This window comes from Haloactinopolyspora alba (genome assembly GCF_003014555.1).
GTDB lineage: Bacteria > Actinomycetota > Actinomycetes > Jiangellales > Jiangellaceae > Haloactinopolyspora > Haloactinopolyspora alba.
The window spans coordinates 86,861-105,116 of record NZ_PYGE01000013.1; the positions used below are offsets into that span (position 1 = coordinate 86,861).

The 18,256-nt window shown below is 70.9% G+C and carries 17 protein-coding genes; 2 read left to right on the plus strand and 15 right to left on the minus strand.

Annotated features, from left to right (window positions below):
• Positions 1 to 78 precede the first annotated feature (78 nt).
• Complete coding sequence (locus tag CLV30_RS17225) at positions 79 to 669, minus strand: hypothetical protein (protein WP_106538458.1); 591 nt, start codon at positions 667 to 669, stop codon at positions 79 to 81.
• 217 nt (positions 670 to 886) lie between these two features.
• Between CLV30_RS17225 and CLV30_RS17230 the strand changes: the two genes are divergently transcribed.
• Positions 887 to 1,171, plus strand: coding sequence for a putative quinol monooxygenase (locus CLV30_RS17230; RefSeq protein ID WP_106538459.1), 285 nt, complete (start codon positions 887 to 889; stop codon positions 1,169 to 1,171).
• Positions 1,172 to 1,174: 3 nt separating this feature from the next.
• Here the strand turns inward: CLV30_RS17230 and CLV30_RS17235 are convergent, their stop codons facing one another.
• The 9 genes from CLV30_RS17235 to CLV30_RS17275 all read right to left on the minus strand — a co-directional run bounded on the left by CLV30_RS17235 (position 1,175) and on the right by CLV30_RS17275 (position 9,837).
• Positions 1,175 to 2,788 carry a hypothetical protein gene (locus tag CLV30_RS17235; protein ID WP_129711095.1) on the minus strand — a complete coding sequence of 538 codons (1,614 nt, stop codon included), beginning with the start codon at positions 2,786 to 2,788 and terminating at the stop codon, positions 1,175 to 1,177.
• A 217-nt stretch (positions 2,789 to 3,005) separates the two neighbouring features.
• Positions 3,006 to 3,989: an NAD-dependent epimerase/dehydratase family protein gene (locus tag CLV30_RS17240; RefSeq protein ID WP_165358717.1), complete on the minus strand. Its 984-nt coding sequence runs from the start codon at positions 3,987 to 3,989 to the stop codon at positions 3,006 to 3,008.
• Positions 3,990 to 4,363: 374 nt separating this feature from the next.
• Entirely contained in the window at positions 4,364 to 4,960 is a 597-nt protein-coding gene (locus CLV30_RS17245; protein WP_276320019.1) for a P-loop nucleotide/nucleoside kinase family protein, read from the minus strand.
• Positions 4,961 to 5,008: 48 nt separating this feature from the next.
• Entirely contained in the window at positions 5,009 to 6,700 is a 1,692-nt protein-coding gene (locus CLV30_RS17250) for an alkaline phosphatase D family protein (protein ID WP_106538463.1), read from the minus strand.
• A 92-nt stretch (positions 6,701 to 6,792) separates the two neighbouring features.
• Positions 6,793 to 7,122, minus strand: coding sequence for a nuclear transport factor 2 family protein (locus tag CLV30_RS17255; RefSeq protein WP_106538464.1), 330 nt, complete (start codon positions 7,120 to 7,122; stop codon positions 6,793 to 6,795).
• A gap of 103 nt (positions 7,123 to 7,225) precedes the next feature.
• Positions 7,226 to 7,693, minus strand: a complete 468-nt coding sequence (locus CLV30_RS17260) for a GNAT family N-acetyltransferase (protein ID WP_205741051.1) — start codon at positions 7,691 to 7,693, stop codon at positions 7,226 to 7,228.
• Positions 7,694 to 7,767: 74 nt separating this feature from the next.
• Positions 7,768 to 8,571: a MerR family transcriptional regulator gene (locus tag CLV30_RS17265; protein ID WP_106538465.1), complete on the minus strand. Its 804-nt coding sequence runs from the start codon at positions 8,569 to 8,571 to the stop codon at positions 7,768 to 7,770.
• Positions 8,564 to 9,100: a VOC family protein gene (locus tag CLV30_RS17270; protein ID WP_106538466.1), complete on the minus strand. Its 537-nt coding sequence runs from the start codon at positions 9,098 to 9,100 to the stop codon at positions 8,564 to 8,566. The genes CLV30_RS17265 and CLV30_RS17270 overlap by 8 nt, the downstream gene beginning before the upstream one ends.
• Before the next feature lie 122 nt (positions 9,101 to 9,222).
• Complete coding sequence (locus CLV30_RS17275; protein ID WP_106538467.1) at positions 9,223 to 9,837, minus strand: TetR/AcrR family transcriptional regulator; 615 nt, start codon at positions 9,835 to 9,837, stop codon at positions 9,223 to 9,225.
• A gap of 90 nt (positions 9,838 to 9,927) precedes the next feature.
• On the opposite strand from CLV30_RS17275, the gene CLV30_RS17280 reads away from it, so the two are divergent.
• On the plus strand, positions 9,928 to 11,103 hold the full coding sequence (locus CLV30_RS17280) for a cytochrome P450 (RefSeq protein WP_106538468.1): 1,176 nt from the start codon (positions 9,928 to 9,930) through the stop codon (positions 11,101 to 11,103).
• A 34-nt stretch (positions 11,104 to 11,137) separates the two neighbouring features.
• Here the strand turns inward: CLV30_RS17280 and CLV30_RS26595 are convergent, their stop codons facing one another.
• Genes CLV30_RS26595 through CLV30_RS17305 form a run of 5 tightly spaced genes read right to left on the minus strand, consistent with a single transcriptional unit; the run spans position 11,138 to position 18,251 of the window.
• Entirely contained in the window at positions 11,138 to 11,407 is a 270-nt protein-coding gene (locus tag CLV30_RS26595) for a hypothetical protein (protein ID WP_165358718.1), read from the minus strand.
• Positions 11,407 to 12,666 (minus strand): M50 family metallopeptidase, encoded by a 1,260-nt coding sequence (locus CLV30_RS17290; RefSeq protein WP_106538470.1) that lies wholly within the window; start codon positions 12,664 to 12,666, stop codon positions 11,407 to 11,409. The genes CLV30_RS26595 and CLV30_RS17290 overlap by 1 nt, the downstream gene beginning before the upstream one ends.
• Positions 12,663 to 13,688: a thiopeptide-type bacteriocin biosynthesis protein gene (locus CLV30_RS17295; protein ID WP_106538471.1), complete on the minus strand. Its 1,026-nt coding sequence runs from the start codon at positions 13,686 to 13,688 to the stop codon at positions 12,663 to 12,665. Before CLV30_RS17295 ends, CLV30_RS17290 begins: the two co-directional genes overlap by 4 nt.
• The gene (locus tag CLV30_RS17300; protein ID WP_106538472.1) at positions 13,678 to 16,524 is read right to left on the minus strand and encodes a lantibiotic dehydratase; all 2,847 of its coding nucleotides are present in this window, start codon (positions 16,522 to 16,524) and stop codon (positions 13,678 to 13,680) included. Before CLV30_RS17300 ends, CLV30_RS17295 begins: the two co-directional genes overlap by 11 nt.
• Complete coding sequence (locus tag CLV30_RS17305; RefSeq protein ID WP_129711096.1) at positions 16,521 to 18,251, minus strand: nitroreductase family protein; 1,731 nt, start codon at positions 18,249 to 18,251, stop codon at positions 16,521 to 16,523. Before CLV30_RS17305 ends, CLV30_RS17300 begins: the two co-directional genes overlap by 4 nt.
• Positions 18,252 to 18,256: the final 5 nt, after the last annotated feature.

An 18,256-nucleotide genomic window follows, 5' to 3' on the forward strand; every position in this document is an offset into this window, starting at 1 on the left:
CGCCGGACGACCCGGCGTCAGTTCGATCCTGAGCCGCCGCAGGTGAGCGGACCAAGACAATCTGCTGGCAGCAGAGAATCAACACGCAGGGCGGTAGGACTCCTCCGTCCTCCAGAAATCGGCCTTGCTCCGGAACCGGACCTTGCCGGGCCGGATGTCGGGGTGGATCCGGTCGTCGGTGCCGCCGTGAGCGTAGTGAATGGTGAGCGGACAGCGGCCCTCGACCCCGGTGTAGTCGCGGACGGACATCGAGATCGTCCCGTGTTCGCCCTCCTCGCTGGCGAACGTCTGACCGACTCCGGTCGAAGCCTCCAGCTGCACTCCGTGCGTGCGGCACCTGTCCGGAGCGGGACCGGCATCACAGACAATGACGGAGCCGCCCAGCATCGTGACCGTCTCGTCGGCGTGGACGACGACGGCGTCCCAGCCGTTCTCGAGGTCGCGGTCCGCCTGCCACCGCACGGTCACCACCGTGCAGTCGCAGTGCGAGTCGTAGCGCACGGTCGGCTTCGAAAGCACGACGTCCTCACCGGTCGTCGGCGTCGTTCCCTCCGCGTCCGTCGACCACGGCCGCGCCACCACCGTGGCCGCCACCAGCACAGCGACCAGTGCGGCGACGAGCACCGCCGAGCGGCGGGTCCGGGCGTGAGCGAGTCCTGCGTTCGGCATGCGGCGTCCCCCTCGGTCGGCTGCGCTGCACCGCCGTCACGAGGCGGGTTCAGGTCGCGTCCACGTGCTGCGGGATGCTTCCCTCACGATCAACGATCGTGCCAGAACCCGGCGAGTCCCGTCGAGATCCGCGGACTCCGCTGCGGCCCGCACGGCCGCTCCGTGACGCGACGGCGTAGCGTCGAGGGACTCGACGGCCGGAAGGACGGGATTCGGGATGATCATCATCGCCGGGACGCTGCGCGTGGACCCCGCCGACCGCGACCGCTACCTGGCCGCGGTCGCCGACGTCACTCGCGCCGCGCGAGCCGCACCGGGCTGCCTCGACTTCGTCCAGGCCCCCGACCCGCTGGACCCGGAGCGCATCGTCATCCACGAGCAGTGGGAGTCCGACGAGGACCTGCAGCGCTTCCGCTCCTCCGGCGGGCCCGAGCCGGACCTGCCGCCGCTGCGTTCGGCCGACGTCCACAAGTACCGCATCGCCGCGGTCGAGCCCCCGTGACGATCACTCCGCGGCGGGCAGGGCGACGTCGAGCGTCAGCGGTTCGTCGGTCTTCAGCGGGTAGTTCTGGTCGTAGACGCTGACGCTGCCGGTCGGCCGGTACACGACGGTGCCCTTGGTGAACGTGTCGTTCACCTGGAACACGGCCCAGGAATCACGGCCGGCACCGGACTGCGCCGCGATCCGCTGATCTCCCACCTTCAGCGTCATCGTCGCGGCCTCGTCCAGACTCAGTTCGCCACTGCTCAGGTCGTCCGGCCGGTTGATGATCGGAACGGTCAGCCACGCCTTGCCGGACGGTGCCCAGCCCTTGGCGTAGTCGAACGGGGACAGGAAGACCTGCTGGACGGCGCCGCCGTAGTTGTAGGTGATGTCGTCGAAGAAGACCGCGTCCTCGACCTCCTTGTCGAGCTGCTCCTCGGTGCGGACGACGATCGTCTTGTTCGGCCAGGTGGTCGAGACCTGCTGCGACAGCCGCTCCCGGTCGTAAGCGACCTGCGACACGTCCGACGTCAGCGTGCCGTCGTCCAGCGACAGCGACTGATCGGCACCATCGACGGTCGCCACCAGTGACGGCGACGCGTCCTCGGCCATCGACGCGAGCAACAGGTACTGCTGCTGCTCGTTCGTCTGGCAGGGCACCTCGTCGCAGCCCACGCCCAGGGTGTCCACCTCCATGCCGGTGCCCATGTCGAGGTTGCCGCGCACGGTCAGCCGCTGGTTCCCGGCCGCCAGCGCGAACGACGTCGAAGCGTCCCGCGGCTCCGCGGAGCCACCGCCGAACCCGAAGTACTGGTCGTCCTCGGCCGGCGCGATCTCCGGCGGCGGGCCGAACGTGACCTGCCATGCCTGCACCTGCTGCCCCTCGGCGGGCCGGTAGAACGGCACCGACGGCTCCCCCGTCGCCGTGTCATCGGATTCCTCGGCCGCACCGGTACCCCCGACGGTGCTGGAGCTCTCACCGGATTCGCTCACCTGATCCACCACGTCCGCCGGTACCGCGTCCAGCGTCGCCGCCGCTTGGACGGTGACCGTCACCGACGGCGTGATCAGCGTGTACGGCTGCTCCAGCTGCTCGAACTCCGCGTCGACGCCGGACTGGTTCAACGGCAGCGCGACCGCCCGATCGGCGAACGGAGCCTCCGGCGCCTGCGGCTCGTCCAGCGAGTCCGCCGCCACCGGCTCACCACCGTCCGGTCGGAACAGCTCGCCACTGTCCACCGCCGTCAGCTCCGACGTCTCCGTCGCGGCCACCGTCAGCCGGAGACCGTCCTCGGTCGAGCCGTCCGCCGCCAACGGGACCGGCAACCACGCCTCGTCGGCGTTCCCGCCGATCCGCCGTACCGGCCCACAGAACGCGGTCCGATCGACCCCGTCCTCGCCGGCCTCGCGGAAGTAGCAGCGCGAATCGTCGGACACCGTCGTCGTGCCCGCGCTCACGCCGGCCTGGACCACGCCGTCGAACGCGTCGTCCGCGGAAGCCAGCACCTCCTCGGCGTTCGCGACGTCCTCGCCACCGAACCGTACCGACTCCCCTCCGCACGAGCTCACCGCCAGAGCACTGGCCGCGACCATCACAACACTCGCGGAACGGACACGACGCGGACGCACATGCATGAGGTCTCCTCCGGAACTCCACTGGTCCTGCTCGTACGGCCGACCGTTTCGGGTGGCCACATACGTAAGTCACGGATGCGGCACATCCGTGACAGAGCAGTACCCTAAACGCTCACATGCGGCCGGATCGCCGAGCCCCGCCGTGAGATCACGAGTTGTTCCCGCGGGTACCTCGTCGCCGGCGACGGTTGACGCATCACGTGTCCGCCACCGCCGGCTACGCGCTCGCCGCCAGGGCGTCGTCGTCCGCGGCAGCATCCTCGTCGGTCCACGCGCCCTCCGCGGGAGGGTGCTCCAGGTGCCACCGCACGGACTCGGAGACGCGGTGCGACGGTTCACCCGGAGTCCAGCCGAGCACCTCCTGCGCCCGCGCGACGGAGACGAGCAGGTGTTGCTGCTGGACGGCTGTCAGCGCCAGGTCCTGTGGCAGGGCCGCGTCGGGCACCCGGACGAGTTCGGCGTCGGCTCCGGCGGCCCCGATGATCTGCGTGAACCAGGCAGCCAGCGGCCAGGTGCGACTCTCTCCGAGATTGAAGGTCAGTCCGTCGGCTGCCCGCGTGTCCAGGGCCGCCAGCACACCGGTGGCGAGATCGTCCACGTGGCACCGGGTCCAGAGCAGGTTACCCGCGCCGATCGGGATCTGTCGCCGGCCGGCACGGAGCCTGCGCAACACGACGTCCTCCCGCCGTTGCCAGTCGTGCGGGCCGTAGACCAGCGGCAGCCGCAGAATCGTGGCTGCCCGGGAACACCACCGATCCTCGACGTCGAGCTTGTCGTAGTCGTCGGGCACGTGGTTGATGCCGGCGCCCCGGTACGGATAGCGCTCGCGACGCAGCGTCGAGCTCTCCGTCAGCGGCACCGGCGACTCGCACCTGCCGTGGCGCAGTCCGGTGTGCGCCTGGTAGACGTCCTGGCTGGACAGCACCACGGTCGGCACCTCGGGCAGGACCGGCAGGACGGCGTCGACGTCGGCGGCGCTCAGCGCCAGCGTGTCGACGACCGCGTCCGGCGCGAACGAGCGGACCCGGCCGGCGTGTGCGTGCAGGTCGCGCCGGTCGGTCCGCAGATGCTCCACCGGGACCCAGCCGTCCGGCTCGCTGCGCCCGCGGTGGACGACCAGCACGTCGTCACCACGCTCGTGCAGACGCTCGACGATCCGCCGGCCGATGAACCAGGTGCCGCCCAGAACCAGAATCCGCATGCGTCCCATTCTCCGGCGCCCGACGTCAAATGCACCCGTCGCCGGCGGCGGAGAAGTTGCTGCGCCGCGCCGCCGACGATGGTCGCCGCCGAACATTGTGAACGGGTACGTCTACGGGCCGGTCATCGGGTGTTCACCCACGGGCATGGCCGGAACCACTTGACCGCACGCGCGTTGCCGGTGACCCTGGTGCTTGACGGCCGGAAGTACGGGGGCCGCCGGGGCCGGGCCACGCATCCGCATCCGCATCCGGCGGACCCCGCCACAGGCATCACAGCCTGCGCAGACGCAGGAGGTCACGAGTGTCCGAGACATACGGACGGCCACATCCGCTGGCCGGCATGCGCAGATGGATCGCACACCCGCGGCGCGGGTCACAGACGGTCGGGTTGCTCCTCGGGGTACTCGCCGTCCTGGCATTGCTGCTGATGATGAGCATGTAGCAGCAGCCGCACGGCTTCGTCCACGCCGAGAACTGCGGTATCCACGACGATCCTGTCGCGGTCCCATCGCTCGTATTCGCGGTTGACGATCTGCTCCCACCTCGGCAATGCGAGCCCTTCAAGGTCCGACACCCGCTCCTCGGCACGCCGGCGATGCTCGTCGGTGTCGGAGCAGACGACCTCCACCTCGAGGACGTCCGCGCCAGCCGCGAGCCCGGCGTCCCGCCACGCGTCCCGGCTGGCACGCAGCGGGTTAACGGATTCGGCGACGACGTCGAGACCGGTACGCAACTGGTCGGCAGCCACGGCGTAACCCACCGCGTAGCCGGGCGGCGCGTCCCAGCCGTTCGTCTCCCGCGACCGGCCCTCGGCACGGTCGATGGCGACCTCGATGCTGTCGATGCGCACGTACGCCGCTCGTAGTCGCGGAGCCAGCGTCCGGGCGACGGACGACTTCCCGGCCGCCGGAAGACCGCCAACGACGATCAGCACCGGAGCTCGACGACTGTACCCGGCTTCGGACGGCATCGGTGCACAGTATCGAACGTGTGGTCGCCGTTCGAGGCGACCGCCGAGTCACCTGCCCAGGTCGACATGCTCCTCGACGTCGTCGACCTCGTACTGCGGCCCGGCCTCCCGCCGCGTCTGCGCACGCCGGTGAACCGCCCGCGGCTCCTCGTACTCGACCGTCACACCCGGCACGCCGGCCTCGACGACGAACTCCGCCGCGGTCCGCACGGTTGCCCCCTCGGGCTGCCACACCGTGTCGACGAGTCGAAGCGAACTCAGCATCCGGTCGCGGTCGACGTCGCACACCATGTAGCCACGCTGGTTGTCGAAGTACTTCCAGTGCGGGCTCTCCGCCGCGATCGGCCGGTACGTCGCCTGGAACCTGTCCGGATCGGAGTTGCCGCCCGACGAGATCGACGTCCCGGTGATCTCGGCCCCGACGGCTGCCGCCGACGGGTCGTCGAAGTCGGGCTCGAGGTCGCAGACCCACGTACAGTGCCGGTCACCGGTCAATACGACCGGGTTCGACACCTGGTCGGTTCCGAACAGTTCCAGCATCCGCCGTCGCTGAACCCGGTAGCCGTCCCAGTTGTCGAAGTCGAAGACGTCCTCAGGGCCTGCCCGGCGGTCGTTCTGCGCCCACATGACCTGGTTGGCCAGCAGATTCCAGCGTGTGGAGCCGTCGGTGAGCCCGTCCACCAGCCACCGCTCCTGCTCGTCTCCGGTCATGGTCAACGAGGTGTCCGTCTCGGCAGCCTCCAACGTGGACGGCTGGTCGGAGCGGTACTGCCGGGTGTCCAGAACATGCAGGTCGACGAGGTCGCCGAACCCGAGCCTGCGGTACAGCTGCATGTCGAGACCGCGCGGACGGGAACGCCGCCGCAACGGCATGTGCTCGTAGTATGCCTGGAACGCGGCCTCCCGCCGGGCACGGAACTGCGCCGGGCTCTGCTTGTCCGGGTCCTGTGGGATCTCGTCGGCCCAGTTGTTGTCGACCTCATGGTCGTCCCAGGTGACGATCCACGGAAACGCCGCATGCACAGCTTGCAGGTGGACGTCACTCTTGTACTGCGCATGGCGGTTCCGGTACTCCTCGAGCGTAGTCGGTTCACCGGAGCCCTCATGGGTGCGAACCGTCGTCGTCCGCGGCTCGGACTCGTAGATGTAGTCACCGAGAAAGGCCACGAAGTCGAGGTCTTCCGCCGCCAACGCCTCGTATGCGGTGAAGTACCCGTCCTGCCAGTTCTGGCAGGACGCGAACGCGAACCGTAACGCGGACGTAGCGCCGGCCGGGGCGGTTCGGGTCCTTCCCACGGGAGAGATCCGGCCGCCGGCCCGGAACCGGTAGACGTAGTCGGCGCCCGGACGTAGGCCGTCGACCTCGACGTGGACGCTGTGCCCGAACTGAGCCAGCGCGACCTCGCGGCCGCGGCGCACGACGCGAGAGAAACGCTCGTCCTCGGCGACCTCCCACTCGACCGGGTATGCCCGAGGCGGTAGCCCGCCGCCGGCCAGCGGGTCGGGCGCCAGACGCGTCCACAGCACGACACCGTCCGGAAGCGGGTCGCCGGAGGCGACTCCCAGCGAGAACAGGTCATCGGGAAGTGCGCCACCGGTGCCGGGCGCGGCGGCGTGCGCACCGTCGGCGCGGATCAACGCCGGGCCTGCGACGGCCGCGGCCGAGGCCCCGAGTCCGGCAACGAACAGACGACGGGACAGGGGTTCGGCGCTCGATCGACGCCGGCGCGAATCGTCCATGTCCGCACGATTCCGCCCCTGGGTAACCGCCGCTATGACTCCCGGTGACCGATCGCTGAACGGTACTGGGCAAGTCCGCCGGCTGCTGCGGGTCAGCCTTCGCGGATGGTCATCGAGGCGATGCGGTCGCCGGCGAGGCGGAAGGCGAAGCTGCTGCGTCCGTTGGCGTGCGTACTGCGCCAGTCGCCCACGACGGTGACGGTGTCGCCGTCCGTGGTGACCTCTTCGGGCGTGAGCACGCCGTCGGCACCCAGGAACTCGCGGTCGCTCCAGCCCTTGATCGCCTCGCGGCCGGTGAACGTCCGGCCCCAGTCGTCGACGAATCCGTCGGCGGTGAACGCGGCCAGGAACGCCTCCTCGTCGGAGCGGTTGACGGAGTCGACGAACGCCTGCACGGTCTCGGGCATCTGCGGTGTACTCATCGAGTCGTGAAACCCCCGTTCGCGAAGTTCGTCCGGCCGCTGACGCGCCGGTTGGGACGCGTGGAACTTTACTGCGTTCCGGAGCCCGGGGCCGGGAAGTCGCCTAGGTTCGCCAGCTCATCGAGAGGTCGGGGTGCTCGGTGAAGCCGAGCTTGCGGTAGAGCGGCTCACCGTCGGCGGAGGCGTGCAGATCGACTCGGGGGATGCGCTGCTCCCGGAACCACTCGAGCAGCCCGTCCATGATCGTCCGGGCGTGCCCGAGGCGGCGATGTTCCGGATCGGTGACCACACCCATGACGTGCCCGATGCGGCCATGAGGCAGATGCGGGCCCGGCACCCATTGCTCGATCGTCCCGTATCCGCACGCCGCAAGGCCGCTCGTGCCGTCCACGACGAGGATGCGCATGGTCTCGGCCGCCAACTGGCCGGCCAGGACGGCGGCACAGTTGTCTCGCCATCGCGAATCAGCGGAAGGCGGGTTGAAGCTTCCACCCATGGCCTCGGCGAACACGACCCGCAACCGGACGAGCTCGCCGATGTCTGCCTCGGTTGCCGCGCGGACGTTGCTCACCCGACGATCCTAGGCTCCGGGTTCGAGCAGGCGTCCGACGACCCCGCTGGTGCGGACCTGACGGATCCCGCGCTCTACTGCCAGGTCGCGGTGTCGGGGTCGATGCCGTGGGCGCGCGCACTGGCGTCGACGATCCGGCGGAACCACGTAGCAAGGCCGGAGCGGATGCCGTCGTAGTGGGCGGCGAATCCCGGGTCGGCCTCGTACATGCGACCGAGACAGACCTGCATCTGCCTGGTGAGGGGAAAGTACGAAGAGAAGACCTCGCGGTGCCGCTCGACGAGTTGATTCGCTTCTGCGCTCCCCGGCGTGACGCCGGAGTCCATCGCATGCACGAGAGCGCGGTCGAGGTCGGCGACGGCGTCGGCGATGGCCTGCCAATCTTCCGGACCGCGAGAGGCTGAGCGTTCGGCGTACTGCTGCCACTGCGCCGTGTCTCCGTAGCGCTGACGAGCTTGGGCAGGCCAATCCGGGTTCCATTGGGGGCCCAGGATCTCGGCCTGCTGCTCGATGGTCAGCAGCAGGCCGCGTTCGTGAGCGTCGATCATCCGATCCAGGGCGGCTCCGAGCTGCTGGAGGCGGTCAATTCGTTCGGCGACCTGGGTGCGCTGCGTGCGCAATGCGCCGGGCACGTCCGCGGTCGAGTCGTCCAGGACCACCCGAATCCTGTCCAAGCCGAGACCGAGTTCACGGTAGATGACGATGCGATGCAGACGTTCCAGATCACCGGCGGTGTAGAGCCGGTATCCGGCAGCCGTGCGCAGTGACGGTCGCGCCAGACCGGTCTCGTCCCAGTGGTGCAACGCACGGACCGTCACGCCCAGATGCGTCGCGACCTGACCGACGGTCAGTCCGTCGGTGTCGGCGGGATCAGGCATGCTCCTCATTGTCGCCGCGACCGACGCCCGGGGGTGTGATCCCGACGGCTTCAAGGTTCCGCGCCTCCTGACTGTCCGGGTCGAACGGCTTCGCCGCGGTGAAGACGATCCGTGCGTTCTCGGGGGTGATCACCTCCGCATCGCGGGTGTTCCAGGGGGTGTCACGCGGACCGTCGACCGAGTCCGGGCGCAGCGCACGACAGGTCTCGACGACGGAGTCGACCTGGCTGAGCACGCACGCGAAACTGAAGCTCACCGCTGGTGCCTGCTCCGGGACGCTTTCCGCCGAGACGAGGAGCACGTCCTGGAACGCCCACCGGCGCAGGTGCACGAGCGTGCCGGGGATGCCGAACAGCTCGAAGAACCCGAGCCCGCGAACCCAGAAGTCCACGGACGCCGCCAAGTCGCTGGTGGGGATCGTCGCGAACGCGGGCATTCCGTAGATGCCACGGAACGGCTCCGGCGGAACCGCGTCCGGGCCGGGTGCGGGCACGGGACTCATCTCGAACGCGTTGTAGTGGTCGCTCATGCGCCTCACCCTTCAGCCTCACGCTGCGTGAGGGTCAAGCCGAGTCCGTGAATCCCATCCTGGGCCGGCGACGCGGCCAGCGCCGGCCCAGGCACATCCGGAGCACCACACGGTCGCCCGGCTCACCGGCCGTCGGTGCGTGCGGCGTCGATCACCCCGTGAACCGCGCGTTCGACACGCGCGGCGGCGCCGTCCGCGTCGGGCTGCCCGGCGTCCAGCCAGGCGATCACCGCCTCGAGGGCCATCGTCGGGGCGAGCTGGGCCGCCCAGTCCCGCCACGGACCCTCGGGTATCGAGTCGGCGAGATGGCGGTCGGTGACCTCGGTCGAGGCGGCCCGGAGCGCGTCGGTCACGTCGCGGAACTCCGGCTCGCGGGCCGCGTGCCGGAACAGCAGCCGGAACCCGTCCGGGTCGTCGGCGGCGGCACGCAGCATCGCGGGGATGCTGCTGTCGTCGAAATCGTCGGTCCCGACGGTGTCGGCGAGCCGGGTGCATGCCCGGTCGAGCACGGCCCGGTACAGGTCGGCCTTCGAGGCGAAATGCCGGTAGACGATCACATGCGTGACGCCGGCCTCGGCGGCCACGTCGTCCAGGCCGGTGGCGGCGAAGCCCGCGCGCGCGAACGCTCGGGTGGCCGCGGCGAGGATCTGCTCGCGCCGTTCGGCCCGCGGCAGGCGTCGCGCCTGTTGCCTGCGGCCGGCTGCCGCTGTCCGGTCGGGACGACCGTCGGTTGCCATCACCCCTCCTCTTGTTAAAGGCAGGATATACACGTAGTTTGTTTATGTTCTCTTATACAAGATTGAGTAAATGAGACAGAGGAGGCCACGATGAGTGCGCCGGTCCAGTTGCCGTTCGAGCAGACGCATCCACTCGCCATCGCGCCGCAGCTGCGTGCGCTGCTGGAACAAGGGACGATCCACCGCATCCGCACCGCGGTCGGCCACGATGCGTGGCTGGTCACCGGGTACGCACAGGTGCGGCAACTGCTGGACGACAACCGGCTCGGGCGCGCGCACCCCGACCCCGAGGCGGCGGCCCGCACCGGCGAGTCGGCGCTGTTCGGCGGCCCTCTCGGCGATTTCGACACCGAGCACACCGACCACGCCCGGATGCGATCGCTGCTGCAGCCGCATTTCTCCCCCAAGCGCATGCGCGCGCTGCGTCCGCGGATCGACGCGCTGACCATCGAACTGCTGGACACGATGGCCGCGCAGGGGCCACCGGCCGATCTGCACGCGGCGCTGGCGATCCCGCTGCCGGTGCTGGTGATCTGTGAGCTGCTGGGTGTGCCCCACGAGGAACGGGACCGGTTCCGCACGCTGACGCAGGCCGCCGCCGATGTCCGGGACCGTGCCCGGTCCGAACAGGGTTTGGCCGATCTGTTCGGTTACGGCGTGCAGCTCGTCGCCCGCAAGCGAGCTGAACCCGGCGACGACGTGATCTCCCGGCTGTGCGCCACCAACGGTGTCTCCGACACCGAGGCAGCCGGGCTCGCCATGGCGCTGCTGTTCGCCGGGCACGAGACCACGGTGGTGCAGATCGGGCTCGGCACGCTGCTGCTCCTGGACAACCCCGAGCAGTGGCGTGCCCTGCACGACGATCCCGCCCTGATTCCGGACGCGGTGGAAGAGCTGCTGCGGGCGCCGGGCAAGGGAGGCGGCGGCATCCCCCGCTACGCGCGCACGGATCTGGAGGTCGACGGGGTCGGCATCCGCGCAGGAGAGCTCGTGTTGCTGGACAACGGCGCCGCGAACCATGACCCCGCCGTCTTCGCGGACCCGGACCGGGTGGATGTGAACCGCGCCGGGCCAGCGCACCTCACGTTCGGGCACGGTGCGCGTTACTGCCTCGGCGCGCCGCTGGCCCGCATCGAGCTGCAGGCCGTGTTCGCCCAGCTCGTGGCGCGGTTTCCGACCCTGCGCCCGGCCGTCGACGTCGACGAGCTGACGCTGCGGCACGACGTGGTGACCGGCGGGCTCGCCGAGCTGCCGGTGCGGTGGTGACCGGCACGACGGCCGGCACAACCGAACTGGGCGGTCAGGAGGCGTCGGGCGACGTTCCGTCGCGACGTGGCAACTGCGGGTTCGAGTGCCGGTCCAGCGTGTCGAGGTAGATCCGGTCGGCGCGTTCCTGGGCACGGTCCTCGGCCTCGAGCCGCAGCCGCAGCCGCTCGGTCTCTTCGCGTTCGCGGGCCATCTTCAGTTCGCGCGCGCGCTCACGGCTCTGCACGACACCCCAGACGATCCATCCACCGCAGCTGATCGCCACGATGAACAGCAGGCCGAGAATCATGCTCAGAGGGTCCATCAGGCCTCCTTGCGTCTGCGCTGCCGCCAGCTTACGGCCCACCACAGGAACAGCGCGACCAAGATCGCTTCACCGAGCAGGAACGCCACCGCGCCGGCCGTGCCCCACAGATCGGCCAGCGTCAGATACCACAGCCGGACGAGCAGAACCGCGGCCGGAACCAGGATCGCCGCGGCGAGCAGGACGTAGCCGCCGAAGATCACGCGGGCGCGGGTCGGGTACGCCGACACCCCGGCGGGGCCGCCGCGGACGAACCGGCCCACGAAGCGGAACGACTCCGACTGCAGGTTCATCGTCGCCGTCGCGTGCTCGAGCATGTGGTAGCCGTCCAGTTTGAACACCGGCACGAGGTTCGCCACCGTGCTCGCGGTCCCCACGATGAGCAGTGCGCCGGCCAGACCGTGCCACCATCCGGACGCCGGCCCCCACCACCACAGCGCCGCGAAGGGCAGCAGCGCGATCAGGTTGACGTAGATGCCGGCGAACGACGTCGTCACCCGGTGCGAGCGCCGTTCGAAGGTCACGACGTCGTCGACCTTGCAGTAGGGGGCGATCAGCGGGAACCGCCACATCAACCCGATCTGGGTGGGCCGGCCGCCGTATCGGTGGCAAGCGATGCCGTGCCCGAACTCGTGGCAGCCGATCACCAGCCAGGTCACCACGACCGTCACCACGGACACCGACCAGCGCGACGGCGCCGCGCCCACCGCGTCGTACAGCTGCGCGAAGTTCGACACGACGTAGAGCGAGATCAGCGCGCCGAGCACCGTCAGCGGCACCGCGACCGCCGGCGCCAGCAACCAGCCGACCCGCCGCGACACCGCGGGCACCCGATCGGCGAGCCCTCCGATCGGCATGCGCCACAGCAACGGCGACCGGCCCTCGCCACGGCGGGCCTGCTCGGCGCGGTCGCGGACCTCCGCCAGCTGCTGCTCGCCGGCCGGTTCGATGAGTGCGCGGGAGGCCAGCATGCCGAGCAGCTGCTGCCAGTTCGCGGCGGCGAGCCGCTTGCCGAACCGGTGCGCGTACTCGTCGCCGATCTCGGCCAGCGTGTGCTGACCGTCGAGCCGGCGCATCAGGAACGCCTCGCGCGCGCCGACCTTGAGATACGCCTGGGTGTCGCGGTCTCCGACGATGTGCACCCGGGCGTCGCCCCGCGTCACTTCCGGTCCGATGCGGACCGCGGGCCGCAGCGCCGGCCGCGCGTGCTGCAGCCAGTCGGCCGGCACCCCGCCTTCGGTGCTGTCGACGGTGGTCACGCCGGCACCTGTTCCCCGCGCGTCTCGAGTGCCCGCTCGACCAGATAGGACAGGTAGATCTCGTCGAGGATCGCGACGCCCAGGCGGTTGTTGGTCATGTGGACGTACGAGCTCAACAGCACCGTCGCCAGTGCCTCGGGGTCGTCGATCGGAGCCTTGCCCCCCAGCCGTTCCGAGGGGAACACCAGCTGTCCGCGGCCCGCGGCGTCCAGTACCCGCTCGCGCAGCTCGGCGCAGTGGGCCAACCACGTGCGTTCGATGCCGGACAACGCGTCGGCGGGCTCGGCGCCCGCGATGCCGCGGATGCGGTCGATCCGTTCGACGAGCGAGTCGCGGGTCAGCTCGAAGCTCTTGTCGAACGAGCCGTGGTAGTCGTCCGAGGGCTCCTGGTACGAGGTCTCCCAGAAGGTGCGGTAGCGCTGGAAGAACCGCTGCACGGATCGGTCGTCGCCCAGGAACGTGTACGCCGTCATCAGCGACAGCTGGGTCGCCAGCCCGAGCAGCACCGGCCGGACGTGCGTGTTGGACGTCGCCAGCAGCTTGGCGACCATGTCGCTGGAGTGCTCGAAGTGCCACTCGGCGAGATCGATGCCCGCCGGGCCGCCGTACCGGTCGTACTCCGGCTCGTAGGGCAGGTTCGCGATGCTGTTGTTCGGACGGAACGGCATCGCCCCGTCGCCGTACTCCCGCGCCCAGCGCTCCTCCCCGTACTCGGCGATGTACATCCTCTTGTACAGGTCACCGAGGCCGGCGATGTCGGTGTCGTAGAGCGCCGGGCGCCGGTCGAGGAAGGCCTGCAGGGCCGACGTCGCGCGTTCGGTGACCTCGCCGCGCAGCTCCGGTGTCCGGGGCCGGAACCGCACCCGCAGGTGCGGGCCCTCCATCCAGTACTTGATGAAGAACCAGCCGTCGATGACGTCGTCGCGCCGCAGCTCGTCGACCAGCGGGCGGACCGCCTCGACCACGATCGGGTTGGCGTCACTGGCGTAGAAGACGTGCAGGGCGACCCATTCACCGGACATGATCGTCCCTCCTGTCGGCGGAGTCTGGTCTGTCGTACAGCTCGATCAGCAGCTCGCCGACGTACGGCCGGCCGTGCTGGTCGTGCAGCCACAGCTGGTCGACGTCCGGGTCGGGCTCGGTGAGCACGATCCGGTTCGACGCGCCGAGAACCATCTGCTCGAACAGGTGCAGCGACAGCCAGCTGTCGAAGTCGACCGGCAGCGGCTTGCGGCCGGTCTTGCGCTCGCCGCCGGCGCCGGGGTCGCCACCGGCGCCGGGCGCCGGATCGTCGTCGGCCTCGGCTCCGTCGTCGGCCGAGCGAGCGGCCGCGGTGTCGACCTGGGCGAACACCCGCGCGGGCAGGCCGTTCTCGCGACGCCACCGCTGCACGCGGAGCAGGTGCTCGGCGTCCGAGTCGGCCGGGTCGCGCACGGGTAGCGCGGCGACGTTCATCTTCCACATCCGCCGCTGGAGCACGAGATCGCCCAGGACGAGCCGCGGGTACATCGTGATGCCCTCGTCCGGCACCGGCTCACCGGTGCCGGCCCACAGGTCGATCTGGGCCATGCCCGTCGGCGAGAAGCACATCAGCACCTGCTGGATCTCCGGCAGCGCCATCGGCATCAGGAAGCCCAGGTACACCGGCACGACCTCGCGATCGAGACGGACCGAGCGCAGCCGGACCCGGTCGGCGTCGGCATCGTGCTCCAGGACGAGGTCGTCCAGCGGGATCTGCTCGTCCGGCGGGCGTGTGCTGGCGTCGCCGGGGCAGACGATCTCGTAGTCCGTGACGTCCGGGTGGATGTTCAGGTTCGTGGTCTCGTATCCGCCGCGCAGCTCGGCGAGCACGGCACCGGCCGGCGTGTAGTCACGCAGCGTGCGGCGGATCAGCTGCTCGGCGCGGCCGCCGTTGGCGTCGAGGCTGTGCGCGAAGCGCGAGAACATCAGCGTCAGCCCGGCGTAGGCCTGGTTGAGCACCATCCGGCCGGGGCCCGCGGCGGCGTCGTCCCGGGCGAGCTGGACGAAGAACGACCACGGCTGATGCAACCGCGAACCGGCGGGCAGATGCCGGCGCACGGCGTCGACGAAACCGTCGTCGAGGCGGACCTCGTCCGGCGTCCCGCTCGTCCCGGCGCAACGAGCGCGCAGTTCCGCCGAAGCGGCCTCACGGGCGTCGTCGACGGCGTCGATGTCGGCGAGCTTGAACCAGTTCTCCTGGCGCACGAAGGCGTTGTCGTCGTCGAACGGGCGCCGTCGCATCGAGCGCTGGGTGTATGGCTCGAAGAAGTCGCGCTGGAACTCGTGACAGAACCGGACGACGTCCTCGCACCGGCCGCCCACGCCGTAGCGGGCCCGGAAGAACCCGTTCGCGGTCAGCCGTCGCGACACGTTGAGGTCGAACGCGGGCAGCAGGTCGGCCAGGTCCGCGAGGTCCGGCAACACGGTCTGCTCCCAGAGCCGCGCGTCGACGTCCAGCCCGCCGTCGGCGATGGTGGTGTCCTCGTAGACGAGCGTGCGCGGGACCAGCTCGCGGGGCGCACCGACCGCGTCGAAGCAGGCCCGGATGTGCTCGCGGATCTGCGCGAGCACCCCGGCGCGTGCACGTGCGGGGGTGCTCGGGTACTCCTGCACGAGTCCGTCGGCGGCCGCGAGCCGCCCGGCCACCGCCTGCAGAGTCGGGTGGTCGTGCGTGGCCAGCGCCGCGGCGAACACGCCGGCCGGGTCGGTCGAGCGCAGGTCGATCTGCAGGTCCGGCGCCAGCAGGAAGCCGAGCCGGAGCAGATGGCCCAGCAGCTGGTCGACCTCGCCCACCTCACGACCCTCGCCGGCGGCCGCGACCTGCCGGGCGAGCTCGTGCAGGCTCGGCCGCGTGTCGCCCCCGGCGTACGCGACGACGTCGGCCAGGGCCGGGCCGCTGGGCAGGAAGAACAGGTCCTCGTGCACGCTGTCGATGGCGACCACCGCGTCCGGGTCGGTGCCGGCGGTGGTGCGGCGGCGGACATAGCGCATCGATTCCCCGTCGAGGCCGGCTCCGGGGGCGGTCGAGACGTGGATGTCCGAACGCAGCTGCGGGTCGGCCAGGATGACCGCGGCCAGCCGGGCCGGTACGGCGACGTTTAGCCGGGCGGCGGAGTGCTGTTGCAGCGACTCCGGATCCGGCCGGGCGCGCCGGGTGTCCGGGCTGAACCGGCCGAGCCCGACCGAGGTGAGCGTGCTGAACGGGCTGGTCTTGAGCGCCGCGCGGTACAGCAGCTCCAGCAGCGTGCGCTCGATCTGGCGCCCGGCCTTGTCCAGCTTGCGCTTCGGGTCGAGGTAGCGGTCCATGGTCGACTCGAGCACCTCGGACTGCAGCAGTACGGCGCAGCGCAGGTCGTCGTCGGCGAGCAGGACGCGTGCACGGCTCCTGGCCTCGGTGACGTCGTCGGCGAGGATCGCCGTCCCGTTTTCGAGTTCGTCGCGCAGCGCGGTCACAGAGTCGGCCCAGCGCGACAGCAGTTCCTCGCGGGCCGGATCGAGTACGGCCCGCGCCTTCGTGACGGTGGCCGGGCGGGGACGGCGGCTGTTGTAGACGTCGCGGCGCAGGTTGATCAGCGCGGCACGGCCGGGATCGTCCTCGTCCGTCGCGGCGACGGCGGCCTCGAGCTCGGCCCGCAGCGCCGCCCCGGCGGTGTCGCGGGCGGCCTCGAGATCGAACACCCGCTGCACCCACGCGGCCGCCTTCTCGGTGCGCAGCGCCGCGGTGACGTCGGCGGACTGGCCGGCCACCCGCAGCAGGAAGGCCTCGCCGAGCCGCCATCGCGACAGCGCGGAGCCGGCGTCGGCGCGGGTGGTCGCGTCCTCGATCAGGTCGGTCATCGTGGCGTCCCTTCGTCGGGTACCGCGGGTCGCAGCGCGTGGTCGTAGCCGGCACGGCCGACGCGGTCGTGGCCGAGGAGGAGGAAGAGCATGCTGCGCTCGTCGGTGTCGCCGATGCCGAGCAGCTCGTCCACGGCGAGGTTGTCGATACCCAGGACCGCACCCACACCCAGGCCGCGGGCCGTGGCCGCCAGGTAGGTCGACTGCGCCGCCTGTCCGACCTCGATGCCGAGCATCCGGTAGCCGCGCGCGCCGTACGCCTCGACCAGCGGCCCGAGCCGGCCGGTGACCACCAGGACCGCGGCGACCTCGCCCAGGTTGTAGTTGGTCAGCGCGTAGTGCCGTTGCAGTGCGCCGACGTCGGCCCGCGGCCCGCCGACGAGCCGGTGCCCGGTGTAGGCGTAGGCGCGCTGTTCCAGCCCGTCGACGGCGCCGGCCAGCACCCACAGCCGGGTCCAGGGGTCACGGGGTGCGGGCGCGACATCGGTGCCGGATCGAGCCGTCTGGTCGACGGCGGAGAGCACCCAGCCCAGATCGTCCAGCGTGAGCGGCGGACGCGGCGCCAGCTGCCCGAAGCTCGACCGGCGCCGCAGCAGGCTGGTCCGCAGGTCGAGGTCGCCGGCAGCGGCGTGCGACGGGGGCAGTTCGACCACGTCGCCGTCCTCCTCGGCCGGTGCCGCCACCGAAGGCGCCGCCGACGACGGCGTGGGCGCCGGACGCGGCTCGTCACCCACGAGCGCGGCCGCATGTACCTGGTCGACCAGGTCGAACGTCCGTGGTCGCGCGGATCGTTCCCACACCCGGTGGTGCTCGACGCCGGCCGGCCTCGGGCGCAGCGGTCCAGCGGTGCCGGACGGACGCGGAGGCCGCGTGTCCGGCGGTCCGCCCGGGCCCCGCGGGCCACGCTTGCCGAGCGGGAGCACCACGAACGGCGCCTCCGCATGGCCGTCCACGTCGAGCGCGGCCGCCACCGCGGCGTCGTCGAACCACAGCACCGGCTCGGCGGGAACGTCGTGCGCGCCGAGGACCAGCCGCCAGGACCCGAGTAGGGCGCCGACGTCCTGGGTGACGACGTGGTAGCAGAACGAGTTGTACTTGAACGCATTCTTCCAGAACCGCAGCGTCGCCACCAGGTACAGGTCGGCGGCGACCCCGCAGGCCGCGGCGAGGTCGTGTCCGCGATCGGCCACGGTGAGCCGGTCGAGCCCGTGGTGGGCGGTGTCGTAGTGGTACACGCCGGTGGGCAACGGCGCATCCGGACCCGCGACGACGTAACTCTCGGCCGGATACATGCCGCCGCCGGACGCGGTCGGGCGCGCCCACACCGCGCCGTCGGAGCGCAGCTTGCGCCGGCTGTCCTCGTTCCAGTTCGGCTCGGTGCGCCGGTCGACCAGCCCGTAGCTCCCCAGCACCGAGGCCAGCACGCCGAGGCCGGGCATGGTGTGCACCGGTTCGGCGCCGGCCGCCTCGGCCGCGGCGCCGACGCCGACGTCCGGCATCGGCTCGAACGGCGCCGGCAGCGCCAGCTTGACCGTGTCGAGGTAGAGCTTGTGCCTCGACGGCTGGTCGGCCCAGTCGACCCGGTACCCGAGCGGCGGCAGCGGAACGCGCTGACGCTCGAACATCCGCCGCGCGTAGTCGAGCGCCACGTCACGGCCGGACGGCGGGCCCGGGGAGGCCGGGGCGAGTGGCGGTTCGACGGGGTGCGTCTCGGTCGGTGTGCTCACGTGGA

Bases quoted from the DNA above. Each gene is read 5' to 3' on its own strand.
- CLV30_RS17225 (WP_106538458.1), bottom strand. From the start codon at position 669: ATGCCGAACGCAGGACTCGCTCACGCCCGGACCCGCCGCTCGGCGGTG.
- CLV30_RS17230 (WP_106538459.1), top strand. From the start codon at position 887: ATGATCATCATCGCCGGGACGCTGCGCGTGGACCCCGCCGACCGCGAC.
- CLV30_RS17235 (WP_129711095.1), bottom strand. From the start codon at position 2,788: ATGCATGTGCGTCCGCGTCGTGTCCGTTCCGCGAGTGTTGTGATGGTC.
- CLV30_RS17240 (WP_165358717.1), bottom strand. From the start codon at position 3,989: ATGCGGATTCTGGTTCTGGGCGGCACCTGGTTCATCGGCCGGCGGATC.
- CLV30_RS17245 (WP_276320019.1), bottom strand. From the start codon at position 4,960: ATGCCGTCCGAAGCCGGGTACAGTCGTCGAGCTCCGGTGCTGATCGTC.
- CLV30_RS17250 (WP_106538463.1), bottom strand. From the start codon at position 6,700: ATGGACGATTCGCGCCGGCGTCGATCGAGCGCCGAACCCCTGTCCCGT.
- CLV30_RS17255 (WP_106538464.1), bottom strand. From the start codon at position 7,122: ATGAGTACACCGCAGATGCCCGAGACCGTGCAGGCGTTCGTCGACTCC.
- CLV30_RS17265 (WP_106538465.1), bottom strand. From the start codon at position 8,571: ATGCCTGATCCCGCCGACACCGACGGACTGACCGTCGGTCAGGTCGCG.
- CLV30_RS17270 (WP_106538466.1), bottom strand. From the start codon at position 9,100: ATGAGCGACCACTACAACGCGTTCGAGATGAGTCCCGTGCCCGCACCC.
- CLV30_RS17275 (WP_106538467.1), bottom strand. From the start codon at position 9,837: ATGGCAACCGACGGTCGTCCCGACCGGACAGCGGCAGCCGGCCGCAGG.
- CLV30_RS17280 (WP_106538468.1), top strand. From the start codon at position 9,928: ATGAGTGCGCCGGTCCAGTTGCCGTTCGAGCAGACGCATCCACTCGCC.
- CLV30_RS26595 (WP_165358718.1), bottom strand. From the start codon at position 11,407: ATGGACCCTCTGAGCATGATTCTCGGCCTGCTGTTCATCGTGGCGATC.
- CLV30_RS17295 (WP_106538471.1), bottom strand. From the start codon at position 13,688: ATGTCCGGTGAATGGGTCGCCCTGCACGTCTTCTACGCCAGTGACGCC.
- CLV30_RS17300 (WP_106538472.1), bottom strand. From the start codon at position 16,524: ATGACCGACCTGATCGAGGACGCGACCACCCGCGCCGACGCCGGCTCC.